This is a genomic window from Caulobacter sp. Root655, from assembly GCF_001427665.1.
In the GTDB taxonomy this organism is placed as follows: domain Bacteria; phylum Pseudomonadota; class Alphaproteobacteria; order Caulobacterales; family Caulobacteraceae; genus Caulobacter.
In genome coordinates, this window is record NZ_LMHC01000012.1 from 315,853 (window position 1) to 339,693 (window position 23,841).

14 protein-coding genes and 1 tRNA gene are annotated in these 23,841 nt (G+C 65.4%); 2 read left to right on the forward strand and 13 right to left on the reverse strand.

Features of this window, described 5'->3' with window-relative positions; genetic code table 11:
• Positions 1-104 precede the first annotated feature (104 nt).
• The 7 genes from ASD79_RS10520 to ASD79_RS10550 form a co-directional block, all read right to left on the reverse strand.
• A complete protein-coding gene (locus tag ASD79_RS10520) occupies positions 105-1,643 on the reverse strand; it encodes an alpha-N-arabinofuranosidase (protein WP_056721281.1) in 1,539 nt (512 codons plus the stop codon).
• A gap of 55 nt (positions 1,644-1,698) precedes the next feature.
• Positions 1,699-2,709, reverse strand: a complete 1,011-nt coding sequence (locus ASD79_RS10525; RefSeq protein ID WP_082584877.1) for a glycoside hydrolase family 43 protein — start codon at positions 2,707-2,709, stop codon at positions 1,699-1,701.
• A gap of 115 nt (positions 2,710-2,824) precedes the next feature.
• The gene (locus ASD79_RS10530; RefSeq protein ID WP_235524398.1) at positions 2,825-4,339 is read right to left on the reverse strand and encodes a tryptophan halogenase family protein; all 1,515 of its coding nucleotides are present in this window, start codon (positions 4,337-4,339) and stop codon (positions 2,825-2,827) included.
• A gap of 188 nt (positions 4,340-4,527) precedes the next feature.
• On the reverse strand, positions 4,528-7,917 hold the full coding sequence (locus tag ASD79_RS10535; RefSeq protein WP_235524399.1) for a TonB-dependent receptor: 3,390 nt from the start codon (positions 7,915-7,917) through the stop codon (positions 4,528-4,530).
• A 665-nt stretch (positions 7,918-8,582) separates the two neighbouring features.
• Positions 8,583-9,926, reverse strand: a complete 1,344-nt coding sequence (locus tag ASD79_RS10540) for a DUF1593 domain-containing protein (protein WP_235524400.1) — start codon at positions 9,924-9,926, stop codon at positions 8,583-8,585.
• A gap of 671 nt (positions 9,927-10,597) precedes the next feature.
• Positions 10,598-12,394: a phosphocholine-specific phospholipase C gene (locus ASD79_RS10545; RefSeq protein ID WP_082584878.1), complete on the reverse strand. Its 1,797-nt coding sequence runs from the start codon at positions 12,392-12,394 to the stop codon at positions 10,598-10,600.
• Positions 12,395-12,454: 60 nt separating this feature from the next.
• The gene (locus ASD79_RS10550; protein WP_056721289.1) at positions 12,455-15,151 is read right to left on the reverse strand and encodes a TonB-dependent receptor; all 2,697 of its coding nucleotides are present in this window, start codon (positions 15,149-15,151) and stop codon (positions 12,455-12,457) included.
• A gap of 296 nt (positions 15,152-15,447) precedes the next feature.
• Here ASD79_RS10550 and ASD79_RS10555 point away from each other — a divergent pair, with 296 nt between their 5' ends.
• On the forward strand, positions 15,448-16,203 hold the full coding sequence (locus ASD79_RS10555) for a DeoR/GlpR family DNA-binding transcription regulator (protein WP_056721291.1): 756 nt from the start codon (positions 15,448-15,450) through the stop codon (positions 16,201-16,203).
• A 246-nt stretch (positions 16,204-16,449) separates the two neighbouring features.
• Here the strand turns inward: ASD79_RS10555 and ASD79_RS10560 are convergent, their stop codons facing one another.
• The 5 genes from ASD79_RS10560 to ASD79_RS10580 all read right to left on the reverse strand — a co-directional run bounded on the left by ASD79_RS10560 (position 16,450) and on the right by ASD79_RS10580 (position 21,192).
• A complete protein-coding gene (locus ASD79_RS10560) occupies positions 16,450-17,553 on the reverse strand; it encodes a hypothetical protein (RefSeq protein ID WP_056721293.1) in 1,104 nt (367 codons plus the stop codon).
• Positions 17,554-17,567: 14 nt separating this feature from the next.
• Entirely contained in the window at positions 17,568-18,182 is a 615-nt protein-coding gene (locus ASD79_RS10565) for a 5-bromo-4-chloroindolyl phosphate hydrolysis family protein (RefSeq protein WP_056721295.1), read from the reverse strand.
• An 83-nt stretch (positions 18,183-18,265) separates the two neighbouring features.
• Positions 18,266-19,825 (reverse strand): substrate-binding domain-containing protein, encoded by a 1,560-nt coding sequence (locus ASD79_RS10570; protein ID WP_056721296.1) that lies wholly within the window; start codon positions 19,823-19,825, stop codon positions 18,266-18,268.
• Positions 19,822-20,907 (reverse strand): toxic anion resistance protein, encoded by a 1,086-nt coding sequence (locus tag ASD79_RS10575; RefSeq protein ID WP_056721297.1) that lies wholly within the window; start codon positions 20,905-20,907, stop codon positions 19,822-19,824. The genes ASD79_RS10570 and ASD79_RS10575 overlap by 4 nt, the downstream gene beginning before the upstream one ends.
• A gap of 208 nt (positions 20,908-21,115) precedes the next feature.
• Positions 21,116-21,192, reverse strand: a tRNA-Arg gene (locus ASD79_RS10580).
• Positions 21,193-21,294: 102 nt separating this feature from the next.
• Between ASD79_RS10580 and ASD79_RS10585 the strand changes: the two genes are divergently transcribed.
• Positions 21,295-22,578: a dicarboxylate/amino acid:cation symporter gene (locus tag ASD79_RS10585; protein WP_162252353.1), complete on the forward strand. Its 1,284-nt coding sequence runs from the start codon at positions 21,295-21,297 to the stop codon at positions 22,576-22,578.
• Here ASD79_RS10585 and ASD79_RS10590 read toward each other — a convergent pair.
• A complete protein-coding gene (locus ASD79_RS10590; RefSeq protein WP_056721300.1) occupies positions 22,575-23,840 on the reverse strand; it encodes a pitrilysin family protein in 1,266 nt (421 codons plus the stop codon). The genes ASD79_RS10585 and ASD79_RS10590 overlap by 4 nt on opposite strands.
• Position 23,841 lies beyond the last annotated feature (1 nt).

Sequence of the window (23,841 nt, forward strand, 5' to 3'; positions counted from 1 at the left end):
TTTTGGACGCGTAAAGCGGTTGTGGCGACCTACCGTCGCGGGCCACCGCTTCCCACCCTGCCGGTAGAAGGGCCGGCGGGCCTGGCCCGCCGGTTTTGCCCCGACTATTCCAGGCCGAGCACCGTCACCGACGCCGGTGCGACGGTGACGGTCAGCTTGCCGCCCGCGACCTTGGCCGACAGCGCCTTGGGGGCGACGGTATTGGGGGCGTCGAAGGTATTGATGCTGTCGACCTTCGGCGCCGAAAGGGTCTGGCCCGAAGCCTTCGTGGCTTTCACGCCGGCCAGTGAAACACTGAATGTCGCGGGCGACTTCGGGTCGATATTGGTGACGGCGATCCACACCTTGCCGGCCTTGTCCCTGGCCGCGATGGCGTCGACGCGCGGCAGGGTGACGCCGTTCGTCGTATAGGCGCCGGCGTCGAAGGTCAGCGGTACGAAGGTCGCGTCCTGGAACGGCACGTACATGTGGAAGACGTGATAGGTCGGCGTCAGCAGCATCTTGTCCTTGTCGGTCAGGATCATGGCCTGCAGGACGTTGACCATCTGCGCGATGTTGGCCATGCGGACGCGGTCGGCGTGGCGGGCGAAGACGTTGATGTTGAGCGCGGCCAGCACGGCGTCGCGCTGGGTGTTCTGCTGCGCCAGAGCGCCGGGGTTCGACCCCGGCGTCGGCGCCAGCCAAGCGCCCCATTCGTCGACCACCAGGGCGACCTTCTTTTCGGGATCATACTTGTCCATGATCGCCGACTGCGTCTTGATCGTCTCGTCCATGCCGATCGAGTCTTTCAGCAGGACGGCATAGTCCTTTTCGTCAAAACCGGTGTCCGGCAAATGCGGCGGCCAGCCGCCCGCCGCATAGGAATGTAGCGACAGACCTTCGATGTCCCAGGACCAGGAACGGTCCTTCCAGGCCTTCATGACGGCCTCGGTATAAACGGGGTCGGGGCCGCTCGGTCCGACGGCCACGCGCTTCATCGGCTGGGCGGGATTGTAGCTGTGCAAGAAGTGCGAAAAGCGCTTCATTTCGTTGACGTAGAAGTCCGCCGACATCGCGCCGCCGCAGTCCCAGGATTCGTTGCCGAGACCAAGGATCGCGACCTTGTATGGCTCGGGGTGACCGTTCTTGGCGCGCTCGGCGCCCAGGGCGTGGTCGGTCGAAGACGTCATGTATTCGAGCCATTCGTCGGCTTCCTGCGCGGTGCCCGAGCCAAGATTGACCGAGATATAGGCGTCGGTTCCGATCTGCTGGGCGAAGTCCATGAATTCGTCGGTGCCGAACGTATTGGGCTCGCCCGCCCCGGCCGGCTTGCGCTCAGGGCCGACACCGCGACGCCAGTTGTATTGGTCGGCGAAGCAGCCGCCCGGCCAGCGGACGTTGGGGACCTTGAGCGCCTTCAAGGCCGCGACGACATCGTTGCGGATGCCGCGCGTGTTGGGGATCGTGGACTCCTTGCCGACCCAGATGCCGCCATAGATCCCGCTGCCCAGGTGCTCGGCGAACTGGCCAAAGAGGTGGCGGTCGATCACGGCGCCGGGCTTGGACGCATCGAGCGTGACCTGAACCGGGGCATCGGCGGCATGGGCCGCGACAGGCAGGATCAGGGCGGCGGCGATCGCGGCCGCGGAGGTCAGAAGGCGCATTGATTGGATCCCAGTTGGATTATCGCGCCATTGTCCGACGCGGTTATTATGTTCGCTAATGGGCCGGCGGAGGCGGTACGGACACGCCGGCCTCGGTCTGGGTGACGGGCTTCAACGTGCCGTCCGGGTTGTATTGCAGATACTCGACCGTCACGGCGCGGCGGCCGACGGCGCCGCTCTGGTCGCCGACGGTGAGCGTCGCATTGTGCAGGAAGATGTACCCCTGGCCTTTGAACTCGGCGATGCCGGCATGGATGGTGAAGCTGTTCTTGGCCGATTTGGTCAGTTCGCCGCGATAGGTCCATGGACCGTCCAGCGAGGTCGCGGTGGCGTAGGACGTGTGTTCGGCGCTCTGGGTCTTGCGGTCGAACGACGCATAGACGAGGTAATAGAGATCGCCGCGCTTGTGCAGCCAGGGACCTTCCTCGAAATGCGGCGGGGTGATCTTGCGGATCGGGCCGTCGATTTCCGTCATGTTGGCCTTGAGTTTCGCGATGTAGCAGTCGCGATTGCCCCAGGCGATCCAGGTCGTGCCGTCATCGTCGGTCAGGACGGTGGGATCGATGTCCTCCCAGCTGTGCGTGCCTTCGGGCGTCATCTGATTGGTGATCAGGGCCGATCCACGCGCGTCGGTGAAAGGACCGGTCGGACTGTCCGAAACGGCGACGCCGATGGCCATGCCCGGATGACTGTCGTCGTGTGCGACGGCGGCATAGAAGTAGAACTTGCCGTTCTTCTCGATGGCCTGCGACGCCCAGGCGTCCTGCTTGGCCCACTTGAAGTCCTTGACGTTCATGATCGGGGCGTGCGGCGTCCAGGTCTTCATGTCCCTGGTCGAAAAGACCAGCCATTCGCGCATGTCGAACATCGCGTCGCCCCGGGCCTCGTCGTGGCCGGTGTAGAGATACAGCGTGTCGCCGACGACCAGCGGCGCCGGGTCAGCGGTGAACCGGTCGCGGATGATCGGGTTGGCGCCGGGTTTATGCGACGTGTCCTGCGCCGCGAGCGGGCCGGCCACTGTCATCACACATAGCGCGGCCCAGCCGATCAGGTGTTTGTGCGTCATGATCCATCTTTCTGCGCCCGGTCTCATGCCGGCTGTATGTCCAAATATGTTACCGCTATCATTTTTGGTCAGACTCTTACCCCTTGCCCTCTCAGTCACATCGCGGTGACGCGACTTAGTCGGCCGGCGCCGCTTGGGGAGCCTTGCAGTAACGATCGATGAAGTCTTGATGCGAAGTGACCGCCTGCGCCGAACGCATGATCTCTTGGCGGCGCAATTCCATACCCTTGCGGATCTGCTCCAAAGGATAGAGATCAGCCGATACGTTGTGGCGCGCTGGAACGGCGCCGTTGCCCAACAGAATGGCGAGCCAACTCGGCTCCATATAGGATTCGGAATCGCCCAGCGCGATTTGTCCGCTGGCGTTCCAGACATCGAGCTTGTGCCGAAGGCTGTCGGGTATCTCGATGTCGCGGCACGCCGCCCACAAGGGTTCGGGACGGCGCGAGAGATAGTAGTGCGCGATGATGAAGTCGCGGATACGCTCGATCTCGCGGGTGGAGAGTTGATTATATTCGTCGCGCAGAACGGGGTCGATGGTCCGTTCGGGGAAGTATCGAAGCAACTTCAAGACCCCCATGACGATCAACTGTAGTCCGGTCGATTCCAGGGGTTCGAGAAAGCTGGAGGCAAAACCGATCCCCACGCAATTGCGGTTCCAGAACTGCTTGCGATGCCCGGAGGTAAAGCGGAACAGCCGTGGCTCGGCCAGCGGTTCGCCGTCGATATTGCCCAGCAAGGCCTCGCGCGCCTCGTCGTCGCTCCAGAAATCCGAACTATAGACCATGCCGTTGCCGCTGCGATGTTGCAGCGGAATAGTCCAGCGCCAGCCCCCGGCGTGCGCGGTGGATCGCGTAAACGGCGTGGGCGCGTCGGGGCGTTTCGATGGCGCCGCCATGGCCCTGTCGCAAAGCAACCAGCGCGACCAGTCGACAAACGGCGTTTCCAGCGCCTTTCCCAGCAGTGCGGACGCGAACCCTGTGCAATCCAGGAACAGGTCGCCGGGCACCGTAACGCCATTGGCAAGATGGATGGCGGCGATATTGCCGGTCTCGCCATCCAGATCGACGTGCGTCATCTTGCCTTCGATACGCTGCACGCCCAGCTCGGTCGCCACGTCCCGCAGGTAGCGGGCGTACAAGGCGGCGTCGAAGTGATAGGCGTGGTGATAGCGCGAATTCTGCGGATCGCTCAGGTCGAACTTGTTGTTTTTCGCGACGGCGTAGGCGAACGAATAGTCATCGATCGGATGGTCGTCGCCTGATTGCCGCAACCTCAGCCAGTAATGGTGGGTCGCCACCCCTTCAACCTGGTGACCATAGTCGCTGAACGCGTGGAAATGCCGGTTTCCGGCAACGCCCCAGTCGCAAAATTCAATGCCCAGCTTGAACGTGCCCTGGGTGCGGCGAATAAAGTCGAATTCATCAATGCCGAGCAGGGCGTTGCATTGCGCCAGCACCGGGACCGTCGCCTCGCCGACGCCGATGATGCCGATCTCCTCGGATTCGACCAGGGTGATGCGCGTTCGATGGCGATCCGTCTTCTTGGCCAGCAGCGCGGCCGCTATCCACCCCGCCGCGCCGCCACCCAGAATGACGATATCCTGTTGAGGGCCGCTGTTCATAAACATGCCTCGCCATGAACGTACCCGGCGCCGTGCCTGCCGGATGGGTTTCAGGCCTATCGGTGGTTGAAGGTCGGTCAAGGCGCGCCAACCGGCCGCGCCCGTGACAGGCGACCGGGCGTGGACCGGCCGCGATACTGTATTCGAAAAGGGAAGGACGCTTCCCGATGAAGCGCCCTTCCCCGTTCAGACCGTTAGAAGCGCGCCCGCACGGTGACCTCGTAGCGCCGATCGCTGACGTTATGGTCGTACGGCTGGAACACGCCAGGTATGGGCTCCTGAACGGTTTTCGACTTGGTGTTGAGAAGGTTGTTTGCGTTGAACGAGAAGGAAACCTTTTCGCTCAACTTGTAGTCGAAGCCCATATCCAGGTATCCGGCCGCCGCCATGTAGGCCGGAACCATGTTGTACACGGGATAGGAATGATCCGAGTCAAAGTTGGTCGGGCTGGTGTTGAGGATGTAGGGATTGCCGCCGCTCGTCGTATACGACAGCGGATTGACATTGGTCGACAGCAAGGCCTTGTCGCGCCAATTGTACGCCAGACGGAAATTGACCTTCTGGTAGCTGTACAGCAGCTGGATGTTGTAAGCCCACTTCGACAATCCGGCGTAGGGAAGGTTGGGGTAGGTCTGCGGCACCGTGCCGTCCGGATTGAGACCCGGACTCAACATATTGTTGGCCTGCTGGGCAGGGTTGCTGCTGTCGATGTAGGTCACGTTGCCTTCGATGCCGAACCCGCGAAGCATTCCCGGCAGCTGGTCGAAGAACTTGCGGCCACCGATCTCGAAGCCCTTGATCTTGGCCTTCTCCGTCGACGTCCTGTTCTGCATATAGAGCCACGGAAGATCGTGGCTTGACGGCGTCCCCAGGTCCGGGGTCGTCGCCCCCTGGGAGGGGGGGGCCTGACCATTGGTGTAGGCCTTCCCTGGAACGGGAAGATTGCTGGCGATGAACGAATAGAACTGCGGATGATCCTCGATCTGCTTGGCGAACACGCTGGCGTAGAAGAAGCTGGACGACGACGGATAGAATTCGAACGCCAGATCTTCGCTGGTGATCATGGTCGGCTTCAGATTTGCGCCCGAGTCTCGGGCGGTAAAACCCGTGAGAATGGGCGGCGCCTGGTCTCCCAAGGTAGGGTTTTGAAGCGTCCTGGCGTCGACGAAACCGCCCGCGCGAATGTCATTGAGATTCGGCGGGGCAGACGACTTCGACGCCGCACCCCGAATGATGAACTTGTCGGATACATCGAACTTGATGTTGAACGCAGGCAGAACGCGCGTGTAATCATAGCTGCGGTGCTGCATGGCAAAAGTTCTATCAAAATAATAGGTCGTCGGGTACGGGCTCGACGAACCCGGCAGCTGCGCATTGAAGTATGCCGTGCTGTCCGCCGCGCTCAGAACAAGCCTATCAGCGTCCGGCGTTTGCAGCAGACCGCTCGCCCGCAGAGAATCGCGGAATACACGAACGCCGATATTGCCCGAGAACGCCGGAATGAATCCGATACCATCATGCGCGAACTTGGCCTGAACATAGGCAGCCTTGTTGACAATGCGGCTATCGGTCTTGTTCAGGCCCTGATCGAGGTTGTTCGTCCAATACTGATCCGCGGTCCCGTTGGGGATCTCACCGTTATACGTCTTGAGCAAATGGTACCAGTCATAGCTCTGCATGAGCGAATCGCTGGCGACGAAAAGCTGTGACGGAACAGCCACTTTGCCGCCGAAGAAATTCGGGAAGTTGGCGACTTGATAATCCGACTGCCGGACATTTGGGTTATTGAGATATTGAATATTCCCCGGCCCAAACGTCGGGTCCTCGAGGTGGGTCCCAAAATTTCTCCCCATCCATGACTGACCCAGCGGTGCGAAATACGACCCCGCGAAGTTGTCGTTTTCGGAGCGGTTGGCCGTACGAGCGCCAACAGAGATGCTGCGCAGGAATCCATCGTCGCTGACCCGGTATTCAAGGTCGATATGGGCGGCCACCATCGCCCCTTCATTCTTGGGTTTGTGATAACCCATGAAGCCTAGGTACGCCGTACTCTTATCGAGCATGCCGGCAGTGGATATGCCAGACACGGTCGGCAGTTTCCCAGTCAGATCGACGTCCACCGAACCAACCAGCGGCTGAGAGAGGCCAACAAACATGCTCTGCCCGGTCATGCGGGAAGAAACATATTGCGCACCGCCACGCACCGACACCCGGTCCCCCGGGGTCCAGACGAAGCTCTGCGAAATATCCAGCGTGGAGCTCTTGCTGTGCGATGCCGTCGCGCCGCCGGTGGGGTTCAGTGTGGTGGTGGGGCCGCACTGCGCCAGAACGGGGGCGCCCGGCGACCAGTCCCACTGAATCATCGACGCAGGAGCGCCATAGCTGGAGCCGCAGTCGAGCTGGTACTGGGGGGGCAGCCAGCTGGTGTTCATGGTCGTGTTCTGGAACTCCACCGCATTGCCGGTGGATCCGACCATGAGGCTTCCCTTACGGAAGGCGCCATTGGCGTCATATTCAACCGGGCGGCCGATAACGGGGATGACCGCGGATGCCGCGGATGGGTTCGTCCCCAAGGAACCGCTGTTGCCCTGGCTATCCTCGACATATTGCGAGAAGAACACGGTGTTGGTCAGCGTCAGGTTCGAAGCCGGCTTCCACTGAAGGGCCTGATAGAAGCCGTACCGGTCGCGCTTGCTCTTGTCTGTGCTCCACCTGAACGAGCTGGGAACAAAGGCAAGATCATCGTCACGCGTGGAGGTCGGCACGTACTGGGCGAACATGGCGCCCACCTGCAGGTTGCTGCCTTGCTGGTGCAGGCGGCTGTAGGCCAGATCCCACAACACGCCAAATTCGCCGATGTTGGTGTCGAAACGCTTCGAGAACATGGCGGACGCGCGGGGCGAGGCCTTTTTCGCCTGGGCGCCGTAGCTGCCGCCCGCGGTGACGCTGACCTGGCCATCCTTGAAATCGAAGGGCAGATGCGTGCGAAGATCGACCGCGGACGCGCCGCCTTCGATGAGGTCGGCGCGCGTGCCTTTGTAAACATCGACCCCGGCCATCAATTCGGGCGTGACTTCGTTCCAGCTGATGGCGCTCGCGCCGTTGGCGCTGAACACCTGCTGACCGTTGAGCATGCTCGAATTGAAGGGAAGGCCGCGCACGGTAATGCCCGTACCTTCGATCTGGAACGCGGTGCTTCCGCCGTTGCCCGGCGCGAAACGCGAGATCGACACGCCCGACACGCGCTGAAGAACTTCGGTGATTGAATTGTCGGGCAGCTGGCCGGCCTCGTCGGCGACGACCGAGTCGACGAGCGTGTCGGAGTTCCGCTTGATCTCGATGGCGCTCTGCAGCGCCTTGCGGCGCGCGGTGACGACCACTTCCTTCACGGTATCGACGACTTCGCCGCCGTTGGTCGCGGATGACACATCCTGCGCCGCCGACCTGTCGAACGCTGTCAACGCGCAGAGCACGCCAAGCGAAACACCGGCGACGAGCAACCGACGCGAAGGAGCGCCTCGGCGCACGGCGAGCGCCGAGGCGCCCTGAACCGGCATCGTCCGTAGAATCTGTCCGCGAGACATTTTGACCCCTCCCTTTTGCCTGCCAGGTCCTGGCGCTCTGCGGGCGCCGACTGAACCCATGACCCGCTCCCCAGATGGCAGCGTTGTCATTTCACCTATGCGTACTATCCCCATCGGTAAAACTTGGCAAGTTTAATCCCCCTACAAATATGACGAATCTTATTGAAATGCGACGCTGTGTCGCTGACACCGGTGGCACTCGGAATGCTGATCGCGTGTCTTTCGAACGGCATCCCGGAAAATGGAAAGCCTGATATCCATATGTATGTATTGGACAATTTATAAATTTGATTTTCTAAATCCATCTCTAGCGGCGATATCCGCTTGCGTCGAACCTCGCGAATTCAACGAACCAATTAGTCGGACAATTTGAACCGCTTCCGACCCTTGATCGCTCCCACTCGACCCCGGCGGCAAGCAAGACGCAGCGCTTCTAAGCGACCAGCCCTCCGCCGCCAGTAAGTCTCCAGCCGCGCCGCCGACGATCCAGGTCGTCTCGCCGCCGCTGACGGCGGCGCCCCTTCCAGACCCACCTTGCAGATGCCGCTAGAGGGCTACCTGGCCGATCCGGGCCGGCGCCGATGGGCGGCGACTGATCGAGGCGCTGCGCGCCCTGCCGACCAACTACCAGCGCCGGTTCCCGGGCATGAGCCAGCCCGGTCGGGTCAGGGCGCGATGGTGACGATCACCCGCTTGTAGCGGGTAAGGGGCGGAGCGCCCTTGTCGGTAACCCGAACGATGAAGTGGGCCTCACGCGGCGTGGTGACGGTTGGCGCGGTGAAATCGACCGTATGGATGTTCGCGGCGATGCCATTGGGAATCGCCGCCTGCCAGTGGCCGACCTCCTGATAGTGCAGCCATTGGAAGCTCAGGCTGTCGCCATCGGGATCGGTGCTGTCGGCCGCGCTCAAGACGAAGCGCTGGCCCGATTTCACGGTCAATCGATCAGGATGAGCGAGCCGAACCTCCGGCGCGTGATTGGCCTGCGCGAACGGCCGCGTCGTCCAGTCCATCCGCGCGGCGAAGTCGTTCTGCAGATCATCGCGCCATCGCCAGATTCCGGCGCGGAAGTCCTTGGATCGCTCCGCCGGCGTGTGAGCGCGGCCAAAGTCCTGGGCGACCCGCGGCGTGAACGTATCGATCGCGTTGGTCCAGATCGGCCGGGTCTCCGGCTCGATGGTCACCCCGCTGAAACCGCTCGGATCGGTGGTGGCGACGGCCGGCGTATAGAGCTCGTAGCGGCCGCCCCATCCGCCCCAGTCGGGGTGTTCGGGATCGCTCAGGCCGTTGGGGATCAGCGACAGGAAGGCCGGCGTGTCGCCTTCCATGCCATAGGAGACGTCAGGGTAGGTCGCGCCCAACGGTCCATGGCCTTGCTGGATGTTGTCGCGCAGCCAGCTGTTGCTGACCGTGCGGTTGTCGGCGCCGTCGATGACCGTGTGAATGCCGGTCCAGGTTCCCGCGCCATAGCCGCCGGGGCTGACGACATAGAACAGCTCTGGAAAGGTGCGGCGGATCCAGGCGCCGCCGTCGTCCTGGTCCGAGATCGTATAGACCCGCAGCTTGGCGATCAGGCGGCGGGCCGCTTCGGGCGAGCGCGTCTCGCGGATCGTGTGGAGGGCCTGGGCCAGCGTATTGACGCCGCCCCATACCGAGATCCAGAGCGGGCGCGGATCGTCGCGCTCCAGCGCCTGGATGATCAGCCGCGACCCGGCTGTATCCTTGCCCGTCCCAACCGCGGCCATGCCGTAGCCGGACTGCCCCTCGCTCACGAGAGCGGCGAGCCGGTCGGGCGTCGGGAAACCGGCCTCGTGTTTGGCCAAGTTCGGGCGGACCTTGGCATAGGCCTGGATGACGCGGCGGATCGACTCCGGATGCGTCGAGGTCTTCATGTGGATCGATGTCGTGGCCACCAGCCCTTCCAGGTCGATCTGGTTGGCGTAGAGCATGAGTCGCACGAAGGATTGGGTGTCGTCGGGATCGGCCTCGATGTCGCTCAACACGATCATGCGCTGGCGCTCCGGTGGCCCCGGAAGAGGCGCCTGCGCGGCCACGGGCCAGGCGAAGGTGGCGAGAGTGGCGGTGATCGCAAGCAGCCTCGTCAGTTTGCGAGGGTGTTTTTCCCGTTGTCCGTCCCGGCCGGCTTGGGCGCCGGCCTGGCGAGCGTCGCGAGTGCAGCACCAGCCAATCATTGAAACCCCCTAACGTCGTATTGTTTTTGTCTGACTAATGGTACCGCAACCATTGATCAATGCGAAGCGTGATTCCATCGCTGGACAAAATGCGAGACGCACCGGGTGAACCCTTCCAGCCCAAGATGTATCGGGCCGATGACCAGCGTCGCCGCCCGCGGCTGGAAGGCGAGAACGTGCAAAGGAGCCCGTCCCCGAGTCGTGTTCACACCCGATAGATGCCTGATCTTGTCTGACTAAATTTCGGGCGTTCGGCCATGGGGTTTACGCCCGTCGCTGCCTGCCATCTGTCCGGGCCGGCCGCCTGTGGATCATGGGGCCGAATACCCGTGTGGGGCCAACTTAGCACGGACTGGCTAGGGCGTTGAAATCCCTCAACAGGGCAGTTTTGCCAACTTGGCGGCCCCAACTTAAGACTGGCCCTCGAGCGCGCGATCCAACCTAAGCCCGTCCACGCCGTTTCGCGTCGAGGGCGAAAGCCGGGGATTTCATCCTGTGAATCCGCGCCGTTCACGAGCGGACGCGGCGCGACCGCCACGAAACGCCCGATAGAATCCGTCCGGGCCATGGACGGTGAAGCCGTGGGCCTTGACCGATCCGGCGACCATCCAGGCGCCCGACAGGGTTTTCCCAGCCTCAACGGTGTAGTAGCGCGGGCCCGTGTCGTCGCCGTCCCGATAGACCGTGAACACCGCTCCGGCCCGGCCCCGATTGAGGAACCGCAGGGTCAGCTGGCTGTCGGACCAGCGCGCCTGGACGTCCAGGCCATAGGGCAGGGAGCGGGCCGGCCGGACGCCCGGTTCCTGGCGCGGCATGGCCGGAGGCTGGGCGTAGTGGGCCTTGGGCAGCCGGCAGCTCGCGTCGCTGCGTGTCCTGTAGTCGCTGGTGTCGGGCAATTGTCGCAGCCAGCCGGTGTCCCGCCGCTCGGCCTCGGAAATGTCGAAATCGAAGGCCGAGGTCAGGTCGCCGCACACCGCCCGCCGCCACGGGCCGATATTGGGCTCCGCCACGCCGAACCGCAGCTCCAGGAACCGCAACACCGAGGTGTGGTCGAAGACCTGCGAATTGACCCAGCCGCCGCGCGTCCAGGGTGAAACGATCAGCATCGGCACCCGGAAACCCAGGCCCAGCGGTTCGCCCTGATAGTCCTCGCCGCGCAGATCCACCGTACTGGCGCCCAGCTCCGGCCGGATCGCCGGGATCGGCGGCGGCACGTGGTCGAAGAAGCCGTCGTTCTCGTCGTAGTTCAGGATGAAGACGGTCTTCTTCCAGACCTCCGGATTGGAGCCCAGCGCGGCGACCAGTCGGGCGGTCAGGGTCTCGCCATAGGCCGGCGGCGCGTCAGGGTGCTCGCACAGCTTGAACGGCGCGACGATCCACGAGACGGCGGGCAAGGCGTCGGCCGCGACGTCGGCGGCGAAGGCGTCGACCAGGTGCTGGCCCGTCGTCTGCGGGACGTTCTCCTTCGTCGAGCCCGCCACCCAGGCCCGGGCGCGGCGATAGGCCTGGGAGCCGCGGTCGAGGTCGCGATACATCGGGAAGTAGGCCAGCGGATTGTCGCTGTAGTTGTCGTACTCCTGGTAGACTTTCCAGCTGACGTCGGCGGCCTCCAGGCGCGCGGCGTAGGGCGTCCAGCCATAGCCGGCGAAGGCCGGGTCGTCCTTGGCCATGTCGGCGCAGCCGTTGTCGTCGGAGCCGTCGTTGGTGACGGCCGAGACCGTGACCTGGCCGACGCTGAGGCCGTTGGTGCCCGAGAACAGGAACAGGCGGTTGGGGCCGGTCGGCCCGTGCACCGAGGCGTGATAGGCGTCGCAGATCGTGAAGGTGTCGGCCAGGGCGTAGTAGTAGGGGATGTCCTCGCGCGTGAGGTGGCCCATGCTCATGGGCCCCTTCTCGGGCATCCAGACGTCGTAGTTCTTCCAGCGGTCGTGGCTGCCCTTCCAGCTGTGGTCCAGGCCCGACAAGCATTGGGCGGCGGTGACGCCGGTGTTCAGCCGGAATGGCATGACCGTCTCGCCGCCGTCCTGGTCCAATTGCTTCTGCATCCACACCGGGTCGCCGTTCGGCTTGAGCACGGGGTGCGGATCGTCGAAGCCGCGCACACCGCGCAGGGCTCCGAAATAGTGATCGAACGAGCGGTTTTCCTGCATCAGGATGACCACATGCTCGACGTCGCGGATCGAACCCCGCCCGGGCGAGGTCGCCCGGGCGGGGCCGCCGGCCGCCGCCGCACCCAGGGCCGCACCCGAAGCGGTCTTCATGAAACGGCGTCGCGTGAAAGGCATGGGCGCTCCGGCTTGGCCGCTTCGCGAGGGGGGCGCGAGGCGGCCGGGGCGGGGGAAGGATCAGAAGCTATAGGCCGCCGATATGAAGGCGTTGCGACCGGACGAGACCAGTTGCGGGATCGTGCCGCTGTCGCGCCCCACCGTCCGATAGTAGCCGTAGTCGTTGAGCAGGTTCGAGGCCGAAAGGGTCAGCTTCAGCCCGCTCGGGAACTGGTAGGCGACACTGGCGTCCAGGGTGCGGGTGGAGCGTTGCCATTCGTTGAGATCGACGCCGCCATAGTCGCCGAACCGGTAGCTGACCAGGGTCGGCCCGCCATAGCGATAGGACAGGGTCGCGGTCATCCCATCGCGGTCGTAGAACAGCGAGGCGTTATAGAGCAGGTCGGGCGAGCCCTGCATCGGCATGCCGCTGTCGGTGTCGGGGTCCTTCAGGTCGACCTTCGAGCGCTGCAGGGTCAGGTTGCCGCTGACGCCCAGGCCGCCCAGCCGGCCCGGCAGTTCGGCGAACTGGCGCCGCACGGACATCTCCAGACCGTAGACCCGCGCCGCGCCGCCGTTTTCGGGGCGGCTGATCGAGGAAACGCCCGTCTGGGCCACGGTCTGGGCGCGGTAGGTGTTGCCGCGATCATAGAGGTAGTCGGACATGTCCTTCAGGAACAGGCCGACCATGAACTGGGTCCCTTCCGGCGCGGCGTGCTCGTAGGAGACGTCGTAGTTGACGGCCGAGATCGCCTTCAGGTTCGGGTTGCCCTCGGTGATGTCGATCGAGCCGTCGGCATTGAGCGTCGTGCGCCGACCACCGGCCAGCTGGAAGAAGGCCGGTCGCACATAGCTGCGCCAGATCGAGGCCCGCACCACCGTCTCGGCGTCGGGACGGTAGTTGGCGTGCACGCTAGGCAGCACGAAATCGTACTTGGTCTGGTTGGAGGCGAAGGCCGAGGCGCCGGCGCTGTCGTCCGAATTGGTGACTTGGTTCCAGAAGGTGTCGTGGATGTCGGTGTGCTCGTAGCGCAGGCCCGGCTGCACCTCGACGCCGCCGAGCTTGAGATTGGCCAGCACGTAGACGGACGAGACCTTTTCCGTGCCCGACAGGGTGTTCTTGTTGAAGTCGTCGGCCGACAGGACCTGGGACTTGGCCAGGCCGGCCATCAGGTCGGTCAGGGCCGCGCCGTCGCCGATCGGCAGGGCGTAGGGGTAGACGCCCTTGATCGTCTCGCTCAGCGTCCTGTCGATCAGCGGACTGTCGGCCAGGGTCGAACCCGCCGGATAGGGGGCGAGGTCGCTGTAGTCGCGGGATGTCGCCTCGCGGCGGCTTTCGACATATTTCGCGCCGAACGCCACGTCGCTCAGCACGTCGCGATCGAAGTCGTAGTGGAAGTCGACCTTGCCGCCGGTCTTGCGCTGCTCGCTGCGGGAGCTGGTGAACTCGCCGCTGTCCTCGCCGACCAGGAACAGGCGGCTGTCGTTCAGTCGCGCCAGCTGGGCGGGCGTCAGCTGCGGTATGGGATAGCGGTCGCGATAGGTTACCGTGAACGGGCCGTTGAGGTCGTTGTCGGCGCTGGCCAGGTAGCTGATCTCGGCGTGGTCGGGGGCCGAGTTCTCACCCCAGCTGTAGAAGGCGTTGTAGTCCGCCGTCAGCCGGCCGAACCGCGACTGGCCGCCCAGCTGGAAGGAATCCAGTTCCGAAACTTCCGGCGAGGTCTCGAACCAGTAGTGGTACTCGCCGTCGTCCTCGGCGTTCTGGTACAGGCCGTCGGGCCGCGGGACCCCGGCCGAATAGCCGTCGGCCTGGATGCTCTTCTGATAGACCTCCTGGTCGATGTTCGAGCGAGCGAAGCTGCCGCGAGCGTAGAGCGTGGTCTGCTCGCCTTCCCAGTCCAGCGAGGCGATGGCTCCGTAGCGCGTCTGCTGGCCACGGGTGAACTGGGCGTTGACGCTGGTCAGCAGCAGGTTGTCGCTCTTGTCCATGCCGGCCGGGTTGCTGCCCTGTTCGCCGTCGGAGATGGCGTGCTCCCACTGGCCGGCCTGGTAGTCCTGCATCGTCGAGGCGAAGTCGCGCCGGCCGTAATAGGCGGTGGCGTAGATCCCGAACCGGTCCCCGGCCCCGAACCGTCGGGCCAGTTCCGCCTGGGCCAGGCCCGAGCCGCCCTTGAGGCCGTAGCGCAGCGGCAACTGCGCCAGGCCGGCTTGGACGTAGATCCGCGTCATCGGTTCCTGGAAGTCCAGGCCAGTGGGGGTGCGGAAGTCGATCGTGCCGCCGATGGCGTCGCCGTCCATGTCGGCGGTCGAGGTCTTGGACACCACGATCCGGTCCAGGCCGACCGGCGGCAGCAGGCTCAGCTCGATCTGCCGGCTGTAGGGCATGCCCTGGGCGGCGTTGACGCCGTTGAGCAGGTTGACGTTGTAGGCGCCGTTCAGGCCGCGCAGGCTGACGAACGACCCTTCGCCGCGCCCGGCCGCGTCGACGCCGTGGTGGTTGCCCTGCGAGGGCGAGCCCATGTTGTCGGTGGGAGAGACCGAAACGCCGGGCAGGCGCGCCAGGGCGTCGACCACGTTCTGGTCGGGATTGCGCCGGATCTGGTCGGCCGACAGCACGTTGGTCGCGCCGATCGCCTGGACCTGCTGGTCGGCGGCGGCCTTCCGCTTGCCGTTGACGACCAGCGCCGAGACATCGCCGCCGCCGTCGTCCAGGTCTCCGGCGTGTGCGACGGAGCCCAGGGTCGCCAGGACCAGGACGCCGACGGCGCTTCCGGCCAACCAGAGGCCGCGCCCACGCGGCCGACGATCGGCTCTTGGGTCACCGAGACCGCTGGACGTCGATCGAGTCATGTTTTCACCGGCTTCAGGCGCGTCCCCCCAACGGGTCCGTCTGTCGGGGCTGTCCTTAGGGAACTGACGCGTCAGTTCTGCGACATTTCTGACTGAAAAATGCGTATAGCGAAAATTTCCCACATTTTAGCCTCATAATGAGGGGTATTTCCGGCGAAATCGCATTCTTCTTGACGTGCCGGTTGTAATTCCCTCATTTCCCCGTCAATCCTCAGGGGGCGATCATGACCAAGCGGCAGGTTCGGCAACAGGCGATCATCGCCCGCATCCAGACGGCCGGGACCTATGCGGTGCGCGAACTGGCCCACGAGCTGCGGGTTTCCGAAGAGACCATCCGCCGCGAGCTCAAGGTGCTGGAGGCCAACGGCGCGATCTCCAAAGTCCACGGCGCGGCCAGCTTGCCGCTCGATGTGGTGGAGGGGCCCTTCGAATTGCGGCTACGGGAGAACGCCGAGGCCAAGCAGCGCATCGCCCGGGCCGTCGCCGACCTGGTCCCGGACGGCGGCATCGTCCACATCGACAGCGGCACCACGAGCTATTACGTCGCCAAGGCCTTGCGCCAGCACAGGTCCCTGACCGTGATCACCAATTCCGTGGCGGTGACCACCGAGCTCGGCGGCCGCAACGACAACAAGGTCTTCCTGTCTGGCGGCGAGCTCGACTACCAGTACAAGGCCTTCTTCGACCATCGCAGCTGCGACTACCTGGCCGAGTTCACGCCCAGCCTGGCGGTGCTGTCGGTGGGGGCGATCAGCCGCGACCAGGGGCTGATGGACTTCCATTCGGGCGAGGCCGCCGTCAACCGGATCGTCTATGGCAAGGCGCGCACGGTGATCCTGGCGGCCGACGCCACCAAGTTCGATCGCTACGGACTGATCCGCACGGCGCAACTGACCGATGTCGACGTGCTGGTGACGGATCTTTCCCTGTCGCCGGACTACGTGGACGCCTTCGCCCACGCGCGGATCGTGATCGCCTGACTGAATTTGGAGGTCATGCCCGCCACCAGGCCGACCCGTGCCCCTGTCGACGCGGTCGTCCTATCCGAACCATGGGTTCTTGATGCACCAGAGTGATGAGAGCTCCTTTGGAAGCGACCTCCATATCGTAGAGGTTGAATATTGGCTTGGATCAAAGGCGAGACAGTGCTCAAGCACGTCATGCAGAACACCAGATTCTGCTGGCCCATTGCGAACCTGACAACGCCTGTCACGCCATACTGGCGTTCAGATTAGGGCCTTGAGAATGCTCAGCATGACTTCGATGTCGGGCATCGGAGCGACGGCGGCGATCTGGGCTGGCATGCGACCGGCGATCATCGGATCGGTCTCCGCGCCGACCGCGCCGAGCGGCCCGCGAAAGCCATGGTCGCGCCAGCCGATCTCCTGCAGCGGCCGCGACATCAGGGTGTCGATCAACGGCAGGGCGTGCGGGTCCAGGGCGATCAGCGGGTGGGCGGAATAGACCGTCGGCTTGGGATAGAGGGCCACCGGCTTGGCCGGCCCGGCGGCGCCGGCGATGCGCTTCCAGCGTTCCTTGTCGGCCAGGATCCACTCGACCAGCTGGTTCTCATAGCCGACCACCATCGGCTGGGCGCCCGGACCGCCGGCCACGTAGTCGTCGAACACCTTGCCCGAGGAACTGGACTTGAAGCCCATGCCCCGGAACAGGTCGACCAGCTTGGGCAGGATCGCCGGCAGGGTGTCGGCGGTGGCGACATCGCCGGCCAGCAGGTTGGCGGCCAGGCCCGCGAACATGAAACCGGAATTGGACTTGTTGGGATCCGACGCGATCAGCCGCACCCGGCCGTAGAGGTCGGGCTGGCCCAGCTCGCTCCAGGATCGGCGGGCCAGAACCGCGTCGATCAGGCCCCGGGCGTCGATATGGTAGTGGGCGCCTTCCTTGGTCGCCAAGCCGGCGCGGACCAGGCCGTCGGCGATTGGGGCCCAGGAATAGATGACAATGGGCGAGTTGAAGATCACCTCGTCCTTGAGAATCTTGACCTGGCGACGGGCCAGGTCGATCAGCGGGCTGGAGCTGGGCCACAGGAACTGAGGCTTGGTGGCCAGCAGGGTCGGGTCGCGGACCTGCTCCACCGATCCGGCGCGCTCGGCCGCCAGGGCCAGGCCGTGCTGCTTCAGGGCGGCGATGGTGTGGGGGTTCTGGATGAAGCCGATCTTCTCGCCGCCGGCATAGCCCTTGACCAGGTCGACATCGCCCAGGGCCCCGCGAACCTCGGGTCGGTCACGAAACAGCACGACCCCGCCGGTGACCGCCGCGCTGACCCCCAGGACGCCCAGCCCCGCCATCGCCCGCCTGCTCATGGCCATGCCTCAGGTCTCCTTCACGGGGTGTTGCTCAGATCGGCCTTGAGGGCGTCCTTCAACACCTTCAGGTCCAGGTCGAGCGTCTGCAGTTCGGGTTCGGCGACGTCGTCGGCATATTTGGCGAAGGCCTGGGACAGCCCGCCCATCACCTCGCGGGTCTGGGTCATGCGGGCCGCGGAAGGGACCGCCCGGGCTTCCAGCGTGCGCCAACCGTCGGCGACGCTGGCGGCGTTGGGCAGGTAGAAGGTCAACAGGCGGCGCACGGCCATGGCGCGGCTGGGGTCCTCGCGCACCTCGCGCATCACCTTGTCGCCGACCTCCAGCAAGTGGGCGATCTCGGTGCGCATGGGGGCGTCCTTGATCTCGCGACGGGCCTTGCGCAGACGGTCGATGGCGTTGGCGGCTTCGAGCAACAAGCCCTGGGCGGTGGCGCTGCGCGCGTCCAGGACGGCCTCGTCGGTGAGTCCGGGCCCCAGGCCGCCGCCCGGCTTCAGCACCAGCCAGACCCCGCCGAACACCGCCACGGCGACGACCAGGGCCAGCCACCACGGCAGGTTCAGGCCCAGCGCCAGGAGTGGCAGGGCCAGGCCCGCGGCCACCGCCGCCAGCAGGGTCGCGGTCCCGCGCCCCATCAGCGCGATTCCGGGAGAAGGTCAGGCCGCTCAACCAACCGCGCATCCACCCGCAAGACCACCGCGCCTCTCATCGAACCGGCTCAGTTATAGCCCCTGGCGGACCGGAACGCTTCCGTCAGGTTCTTGCCGCCGTCGAACACCCGCGCCCGGGTCAGTTTCGCCACCTGATCCAGCTGATCCTTGTTGGCGTCGCCGAAGGTCACGCCGAACACGGGCAGGTCGTGGCCGCCCCGCCGCCAGACGGCGTCGAAGCCTTCGGCATGATCCGACTCGCCGTCGGTCATCAGCACCACCGCCGGCAGGTAGCCCTTGTCGAGATAGGGTTGCATGGCGGCGAAGGCGGCGTTGGCGCAGGCGTACATGTCGGTGCCGCCGCCCGAACTTTCGGCCTCGATCGCGGCGAGCAGCCGGGCCTGGGAGGCGGCGCCGCCGTCGCCTTCGAAGGTCGTTCGCGGACCGTCGTCGAAGGGGATGACGATGATGCGATCGGCCGGAGACCACTGGATCAGCGACTTCGAGGCTTCGGCGGGGGTGAGCAGGGTCCGCATGGCGGTCTTCAACTGGGCCTCGCCCTCGCCGTCCATCGAGCCGGAGAAATCCAGGCACAGGGCGGTGAGGGACGGGCGGCGCAGCACCTCCTGATAGAGGGTGAGGGCCCGGGAGATCACCGCCGGCTCGGGCAGGGCGACGGACGGCACGACCCGCGACGGATCGAAGTTCCAGTCCGGTTCGGCGCGGGCCGGCGCGGCCATGCCGGGGGCGGTGCGACGCCCATCGGCGGCGATGCGGGCCTGGGCCTCGGCGCTCAGCAAATAGGTTTGGAGGGCGTCGAAGAAGGCCCGCGTCTTCTTATCCTGGCCGCGCTCGACATAGCCCAGCGGCGCGTCGGCATAGGCGGCGCCCTCGGCCGGGTAGACGGCGTACAGCAGCTCGCCGCCCGTCTGGCGCAGGGCGTCGTTAGTCTCCTTCAGCACCGCCTCATAGTTCCACATGGCGTCGTAGGGCTTCCCGGCCTGGGCGGTTTCCAGATAGAGGTCCTTCAGCCAGCCCGAGGAGCCGGACGAGCGCGCCACGCCTTTCAGCAGGGCCTTGACCTTGGTCCGCGCCGCCTGGTCGTCCAGCGCCGCAGGGTCCAGCCGGGAGCCGTCGCCGAAGGCCGCCGCCAGCATGGCCAGATAGGCCGCCGCGCCGGAGTTGGACTGGGTGGCCGAGGTCATCAGGAACGATAGCTTGCCGGCCTGCACCGCTTGGAGGATGTCGTCCATCCGCACCGGCTTGCCCACCCAGCCGAGGTCGCGGGCCTTGCTGGCCCGCACGCCGAGGATCACCGGCGTGGTGTCGATCGACTTCAGGTCCTTGACCCGGCGGTGGGTGTCGTAGAGCTCGATCCACAGGCTGGAGGCCGGCCAGACCGCATCCACCTCGGGCGGCGCGTCATTGGCCAGCATCAGGCCGATATCGAGCGAGCCCTTGTAGTCGATCTGGCATTTGACGTGCTGGCGTTTGCAGAACGCCTGGACGAGGGGCTCCAGCGACTTCTGCTCCGAGCCGGCGACGATGCGGAAATCGGGGGCCCGCGACCCGCAGCCGGCCAGCAACCCGGCCAGGACGGCGACCGCTAGGACGGCCAGCCGCCTCACCGGGCGGGGCCTTGCGACAGAGCCTTCTTCAGGGCGTCGGTCTGGCGATCCATCTCGATCTCGACCAGTTCGCGCTTCTTGCGGCCCTCGGCCTGGACCTGCAGCACGCCGGAAATGGTGTCGATCAGGTCCTGGTTGGTCTTCTGCAAGGTCTCGATGTCGACGATGCCGCGCTGGGATTGGGTTTCGATGTCGATGGCCTGGGCCTTCATCATCTCCGAGGCTTGGCGCAGCATCTGGTTGGTGGTGTCGGTGACCGTCTTCTGCAGGGCCAGGGCCTCGCGCTGACGGGTCAGGCCCAGCAGCAGCACCATCTTCTGCTTCCAGGCCGGAACGGTGAGGTTGATCGAAGCGGCCAGGCTCTCGATCAGGGTGGCGTCGCCGTTCTGGACGATGCGGATCTGCGGCAGCTGCTGGATGGCGATCTGCCGCGCCTGCTGCAGATAGAGCACGCGCTTTTCCAGCCGGTCCAGCGACTGGACGGCGTCCTGATAGGCCTGGGCCGCCATGATGTCCCGGCTGCCGCCGTCGGAGCCCGCGGCCTTGGCCTTGGCTTCCAATTCGGCCAGCGGGCCCGCCTGGAACGCCTGGACGAAGCTCTTGCCGGCCGCGATATAGGCGTCGAGATCGCCGATCGAATCGCGGGTCTGGTCGTGCAGGCCATCGAGCATGGTGACGTCGCGGCGCAGGCGGTCGATCCGCTTCTCCAGCTCGACGGTGATGCGGTCGATCTGGGCCGCCACCGTCTCGAACTTGGAGGTGAAGCGGTGCAGGCGCCGCCGCAGGCCGCCGAACAGCTTGGTGACAAAGCCGGCGTTCTGCAGGTCGGCCGGGTCGAGGCCCTTGGCCTTGGCGATGATGTCGCTGAGCAATTCGCCCGTATCGCCCAGCTCGCGATTGCGGGTCTGTTCCAGGATCCGGTCGGCGAAGCCCGCCACCTGCTGCTGGGCCCGCTCGCCGAAGGCGGTGATCTGGGCGGTGTCGGCGATGTTTATGGTTGCCTGGATCGTCGCCACCTTGCCGCCGTCGGCCGGCGCGATAACCGGCGCCGTCGCCTGCGCCGTCTTGTCGATCTCGCTCATTCCCGCCTCCTAAACCCGGTGGGGAAGTATGCGGAGCGTTGCACGCAAGACGAGTGACAGTTTTATTACAGTTCGGGACGGCGGGGTATGGGGGAGTCCGGAATGCAAACACCTCCCCTGGTGCTGGCGGTCTAACGACAAACTTGTCTCCGCCAGGCGCGGGAAACCCAAACCCGACCAACCTTTACGTCATGACGCCCCCCCCCGCTGGCGGCCCGGAAGGGACTCGAACCCCTGACCTTCGCTTTAGGAAAGCGCTGCTCTATCCTGCTGAGCTACCGGGCCGCTTCGCGCGGGCGTTCGGGTCAATAGCGCAAGTTTCCGGGGATGCGAACCCCAAGGCGAGCGCGCGGGGCGAGGGGAAAACGAATGGGCGTGTTTCGACATCTGCGGACGCTGTACGTCCAGGTCCTGATCGCCATTGCTTTAGGCGTGGTCGTCGGGGCGATCTGGCCGAAGGTCGGGGTCGAGCTGAAGCCGCTGGGCGACGCGTTCATCAAGCTGGTCAAGCTGGTCATCGCCCCGGTGATCTTCCTGACCGTGGCCGGCGGCATCGCCCGGATGGGTGACATCAAGGCGTTCGGGCGGGTGGGCGTGAAGGCCCTGATCTATTTCGAGGTGGTCTCGACCCTGGCGCTGTTCGTCGGCCTGGTGGTCGGCCACGTCCTGCATCCGGGCCACGGCTTCAACATCGATCCGGCCACCCTGGATCCGAAGATCGCCGCCGGCTACCTGGAAAAGGCCCACCATGGCGAGGGGCCGGTTCCCTACCTGCTGCACCTGATCCCCGAGACCTTCTTCGGGGCCTTCGCCGAGGGCAACCTGCTGCAGGTGCTGGTGATCGCCATCATGACCGGTTTTGCCTGCACGCGGCTGGGGCCGTTCGGCGACCGGGCGGCCTCGGCCATGGAGGACATGGCCAAGCTGTTCTTCGGCATCATCCATGTGGTGGTCAAGCTGGCGCCCCTGGGGGCGTTCGGGGCCATGGGCTTCACCATCGGCAAATACGGCCTGGCCAGCCTGGTGCAACTGGGCGCGCTGGTGGCCACCTTCTATGTCACCGCCCTGCTGTTCGTGCTGGTGGTGCTGGGGACGATCGCCTGGCTCAGCGGCTTCTCGATCCTCAAGTTCCTGGCCTATATCCGCGAGGAGCTGCTGATCGTGCTGGGCACCAGCTCGTCGGAATCGGCCCTGCCGCAGCTGATCGAGAAGATGGAGCGGCTGGGCGCCAGGAAGTCGGTGGTCGGATTGGTGGTGCCCACCGGCTACAGCTTCAACCTCGACGGCACCAACATCTACATGACCCTGGCCACCCTTTTCCTGGCCCAGGCGACCAACACCCATCTGAGCTTCGGCCAGATGGCCGCCCTGCTGGGCGTGGCCATGCTGACCTCCAAGGGGGCCAGCGGCGTGACCGGGGCCGGCTTCATCACCCTGGCCGCCACCCTGGCCGTGGTGCCCGACATCCCGATCGCCGCTCTGGCGGTGCTGGTCGGGGTCGACCGCTTCATGAGCGAGTGCCGGGCCCTGACCAATTTCGTCGGCAATGGCGTGGCGACCCTGGTCGTGGCCCGCTGGGAAGGCGCCCTGGATCGCGAGCAGCTGGCGCGGGAGCTGGATCGCGGGCCCAACGCCCCGGCGGTTGACCTTCTCGAGGAGGTCGCCGTCTAGCCGCCCAGCGTCCGCTCGAACACCTCGCCGGCCTTCATCGCCGCCTTGGCGCCGAGGATGGCGCTGGCGACTTTGCCGGAGCCGAGGATCACCTGGCTCAGGCGGCGCAGGTTGTCGGGGGTCACCGCGTCGACGGCGGCCGCCAGCTCGCCCGGGGTGTAGAGCCGGTCGAACATCAGGGCCTGGCCGGCCGCCTGTTCGGCGCGCGACAACGGCTGCTCGCGGGCCATGAACATGTGGGCCTTCAGCTGGGCCTTGGCCCGGGCCAGTTCGGCGTCCTCGATCTTGTCGGCGAGGCCCAGGATCTGCTCGGCGCAGACCTTGGCCGTCTCGGCCGCGTCGCTGGCCGCGCAGCCGGCATAGACCCCCAGGGCCCCGGCGTCGGCATAGGTGTCGGCATAGGCGTCGATGTTGTAGGCGAGGCCGCGCTTCTCGCGGGCCTCCTGGAACAGCCGTGACGACATCCCCCCGCCCAGGGCCTCGGCGAAGATGCGCAGGGCGAAATAATCGTCCTCGCGGGCGCTGACGGCCGGCAGCATGAACACCAGCTGCACCTGCTCCAGCTTGCGGGCCTGGCTCTTGCGGCCACCGATGAACTGGGGCGGCGCGAAGTTGGCGACGCCCGGCGCGGCGGGCATCGACCCGAACTCGCGGCGGGCCAGGTCCAGCACCTCGTCGACCTCGACCGCGCCGGTGGCGCTGATGATCAGCCGATCGGCGGCGTAGAGCGCCCCGCGCCAGTGCGACAACCCCTCGACGGTGGCGGAATTGACGCTGTCGACCGTGCCGAGGATCGGCCGAGCCAGAGGGTGGTCGCCCCAGGCGGCGGCCTGGACCAGGTCGAAGACGTAGTCGTCGGGGGCGTCGGCCGCCTCGGCGATCTCCTGGGCCACCACCTGCTTCTCGCGGGTCAGGTCGGCCTCGTCGAGGGTGGGGCGCAGGACCAGGTCGGCCAGCACAGCCATGCCGAGGTCCAGGCCGCCCTTGAGGGCGCGGACCTGGAAGCTGGTGCGCTCGTAGCCGGTGGCGGCGTTGATCGAGCCGCCCTCGGCCTCGACCACCTCGACGATGTCTCGCGACGAGCGGGCCCCGGCCCCCTTGAACACCATGTGCTCGAGCAGGTGCGACCAGCCCGATCGGGACACGTCCTCATAGGCCGCACCTCGGCCGGCGACGACCGACAGGGCGACGGTCTCCAGGCCCGGCATGGGGTCGCAGACGACGCGGACGCCGTTTTCGAGGGTGTGGAGGGTGGCGGTCATG

Coding starts and splice junctions, on each gene's coding strand:
- ASD79_RS10545 (WP_082584878.1), bottom strand. CDS start 12,394: ATGCCTTTCACGCGACGCCGTTTCATGAAGACCGCTTCGGGTGCGGCC.
- ASD79_RS10560 (WP_056721293.1), bottom strand. CDS start 17,553: ATGGCCATGAGCAGGCGGGCGATGGCGGGGCTGGGCGTCCTGGGGGTC.
- ASD79_RS10530 (WP_235524398.1), bottom strand. CDS start 4,339: ATGTTTATGAACAGCGGCCCTCAACAGGATATCGTCATTCTGGGTGGC.
- ASD79_RS10555 (WP_056721291.1), top strand. CDS start 15,448: ATGACCAAGCGGCAGGTTCGGCAACAGGCGATCATCGCCCGCATCCAG.
- ASD79_RS10535 (WP_235524399.1), bottom strand. CDS start 7,917: ATGTCTCGCGGACAGATTCTACGGACGATGCCGGTTCAGGGCGCCTCG.
- ASD79_RS10520 (WP_056721281.1), bottom strand. CDS start 1,643: ATGCGCCTTCTGACCTCCGCGGCCGCGATCGCCGCCGCCCTGATCCTG.
- ASD79_RS10575 (WP_056721297.1), bottom strand. CDS start 20,907: ATGAGCGAGATCGACAAGACGGCGCAGGCGACGGCGCCGGTTATCGCG.
- ASD79_RS10590 (WP_056721300.1), bottom strand. CDS start 23,840: ATGACCGCCACCCTCCACACCCTCGAAAACGGCGTCCGCGTCGTCTGC.
- ASD79_RS10525 (WP_082584877.1), bottom strand. CDS start 2,709: ATGACGCACAAACACCTGATCGGCTGGGCCGCGCTATGTGTGATGACA.
- ASD79_RS10565 (WP_056721295.1), bottom strand. CDS start 18,182: ATGGGGCGCGGGACCGCGACCCTGCTGGCGGCGGTGGCCGCGGGCCTG.
- ASD79_RS10540 (WP_235524400.1), bottom strand. CDS start 9,926: ATGATCGTGTTGAGCGACATCGAGGCCGATCCCGACGACACCCAATCC.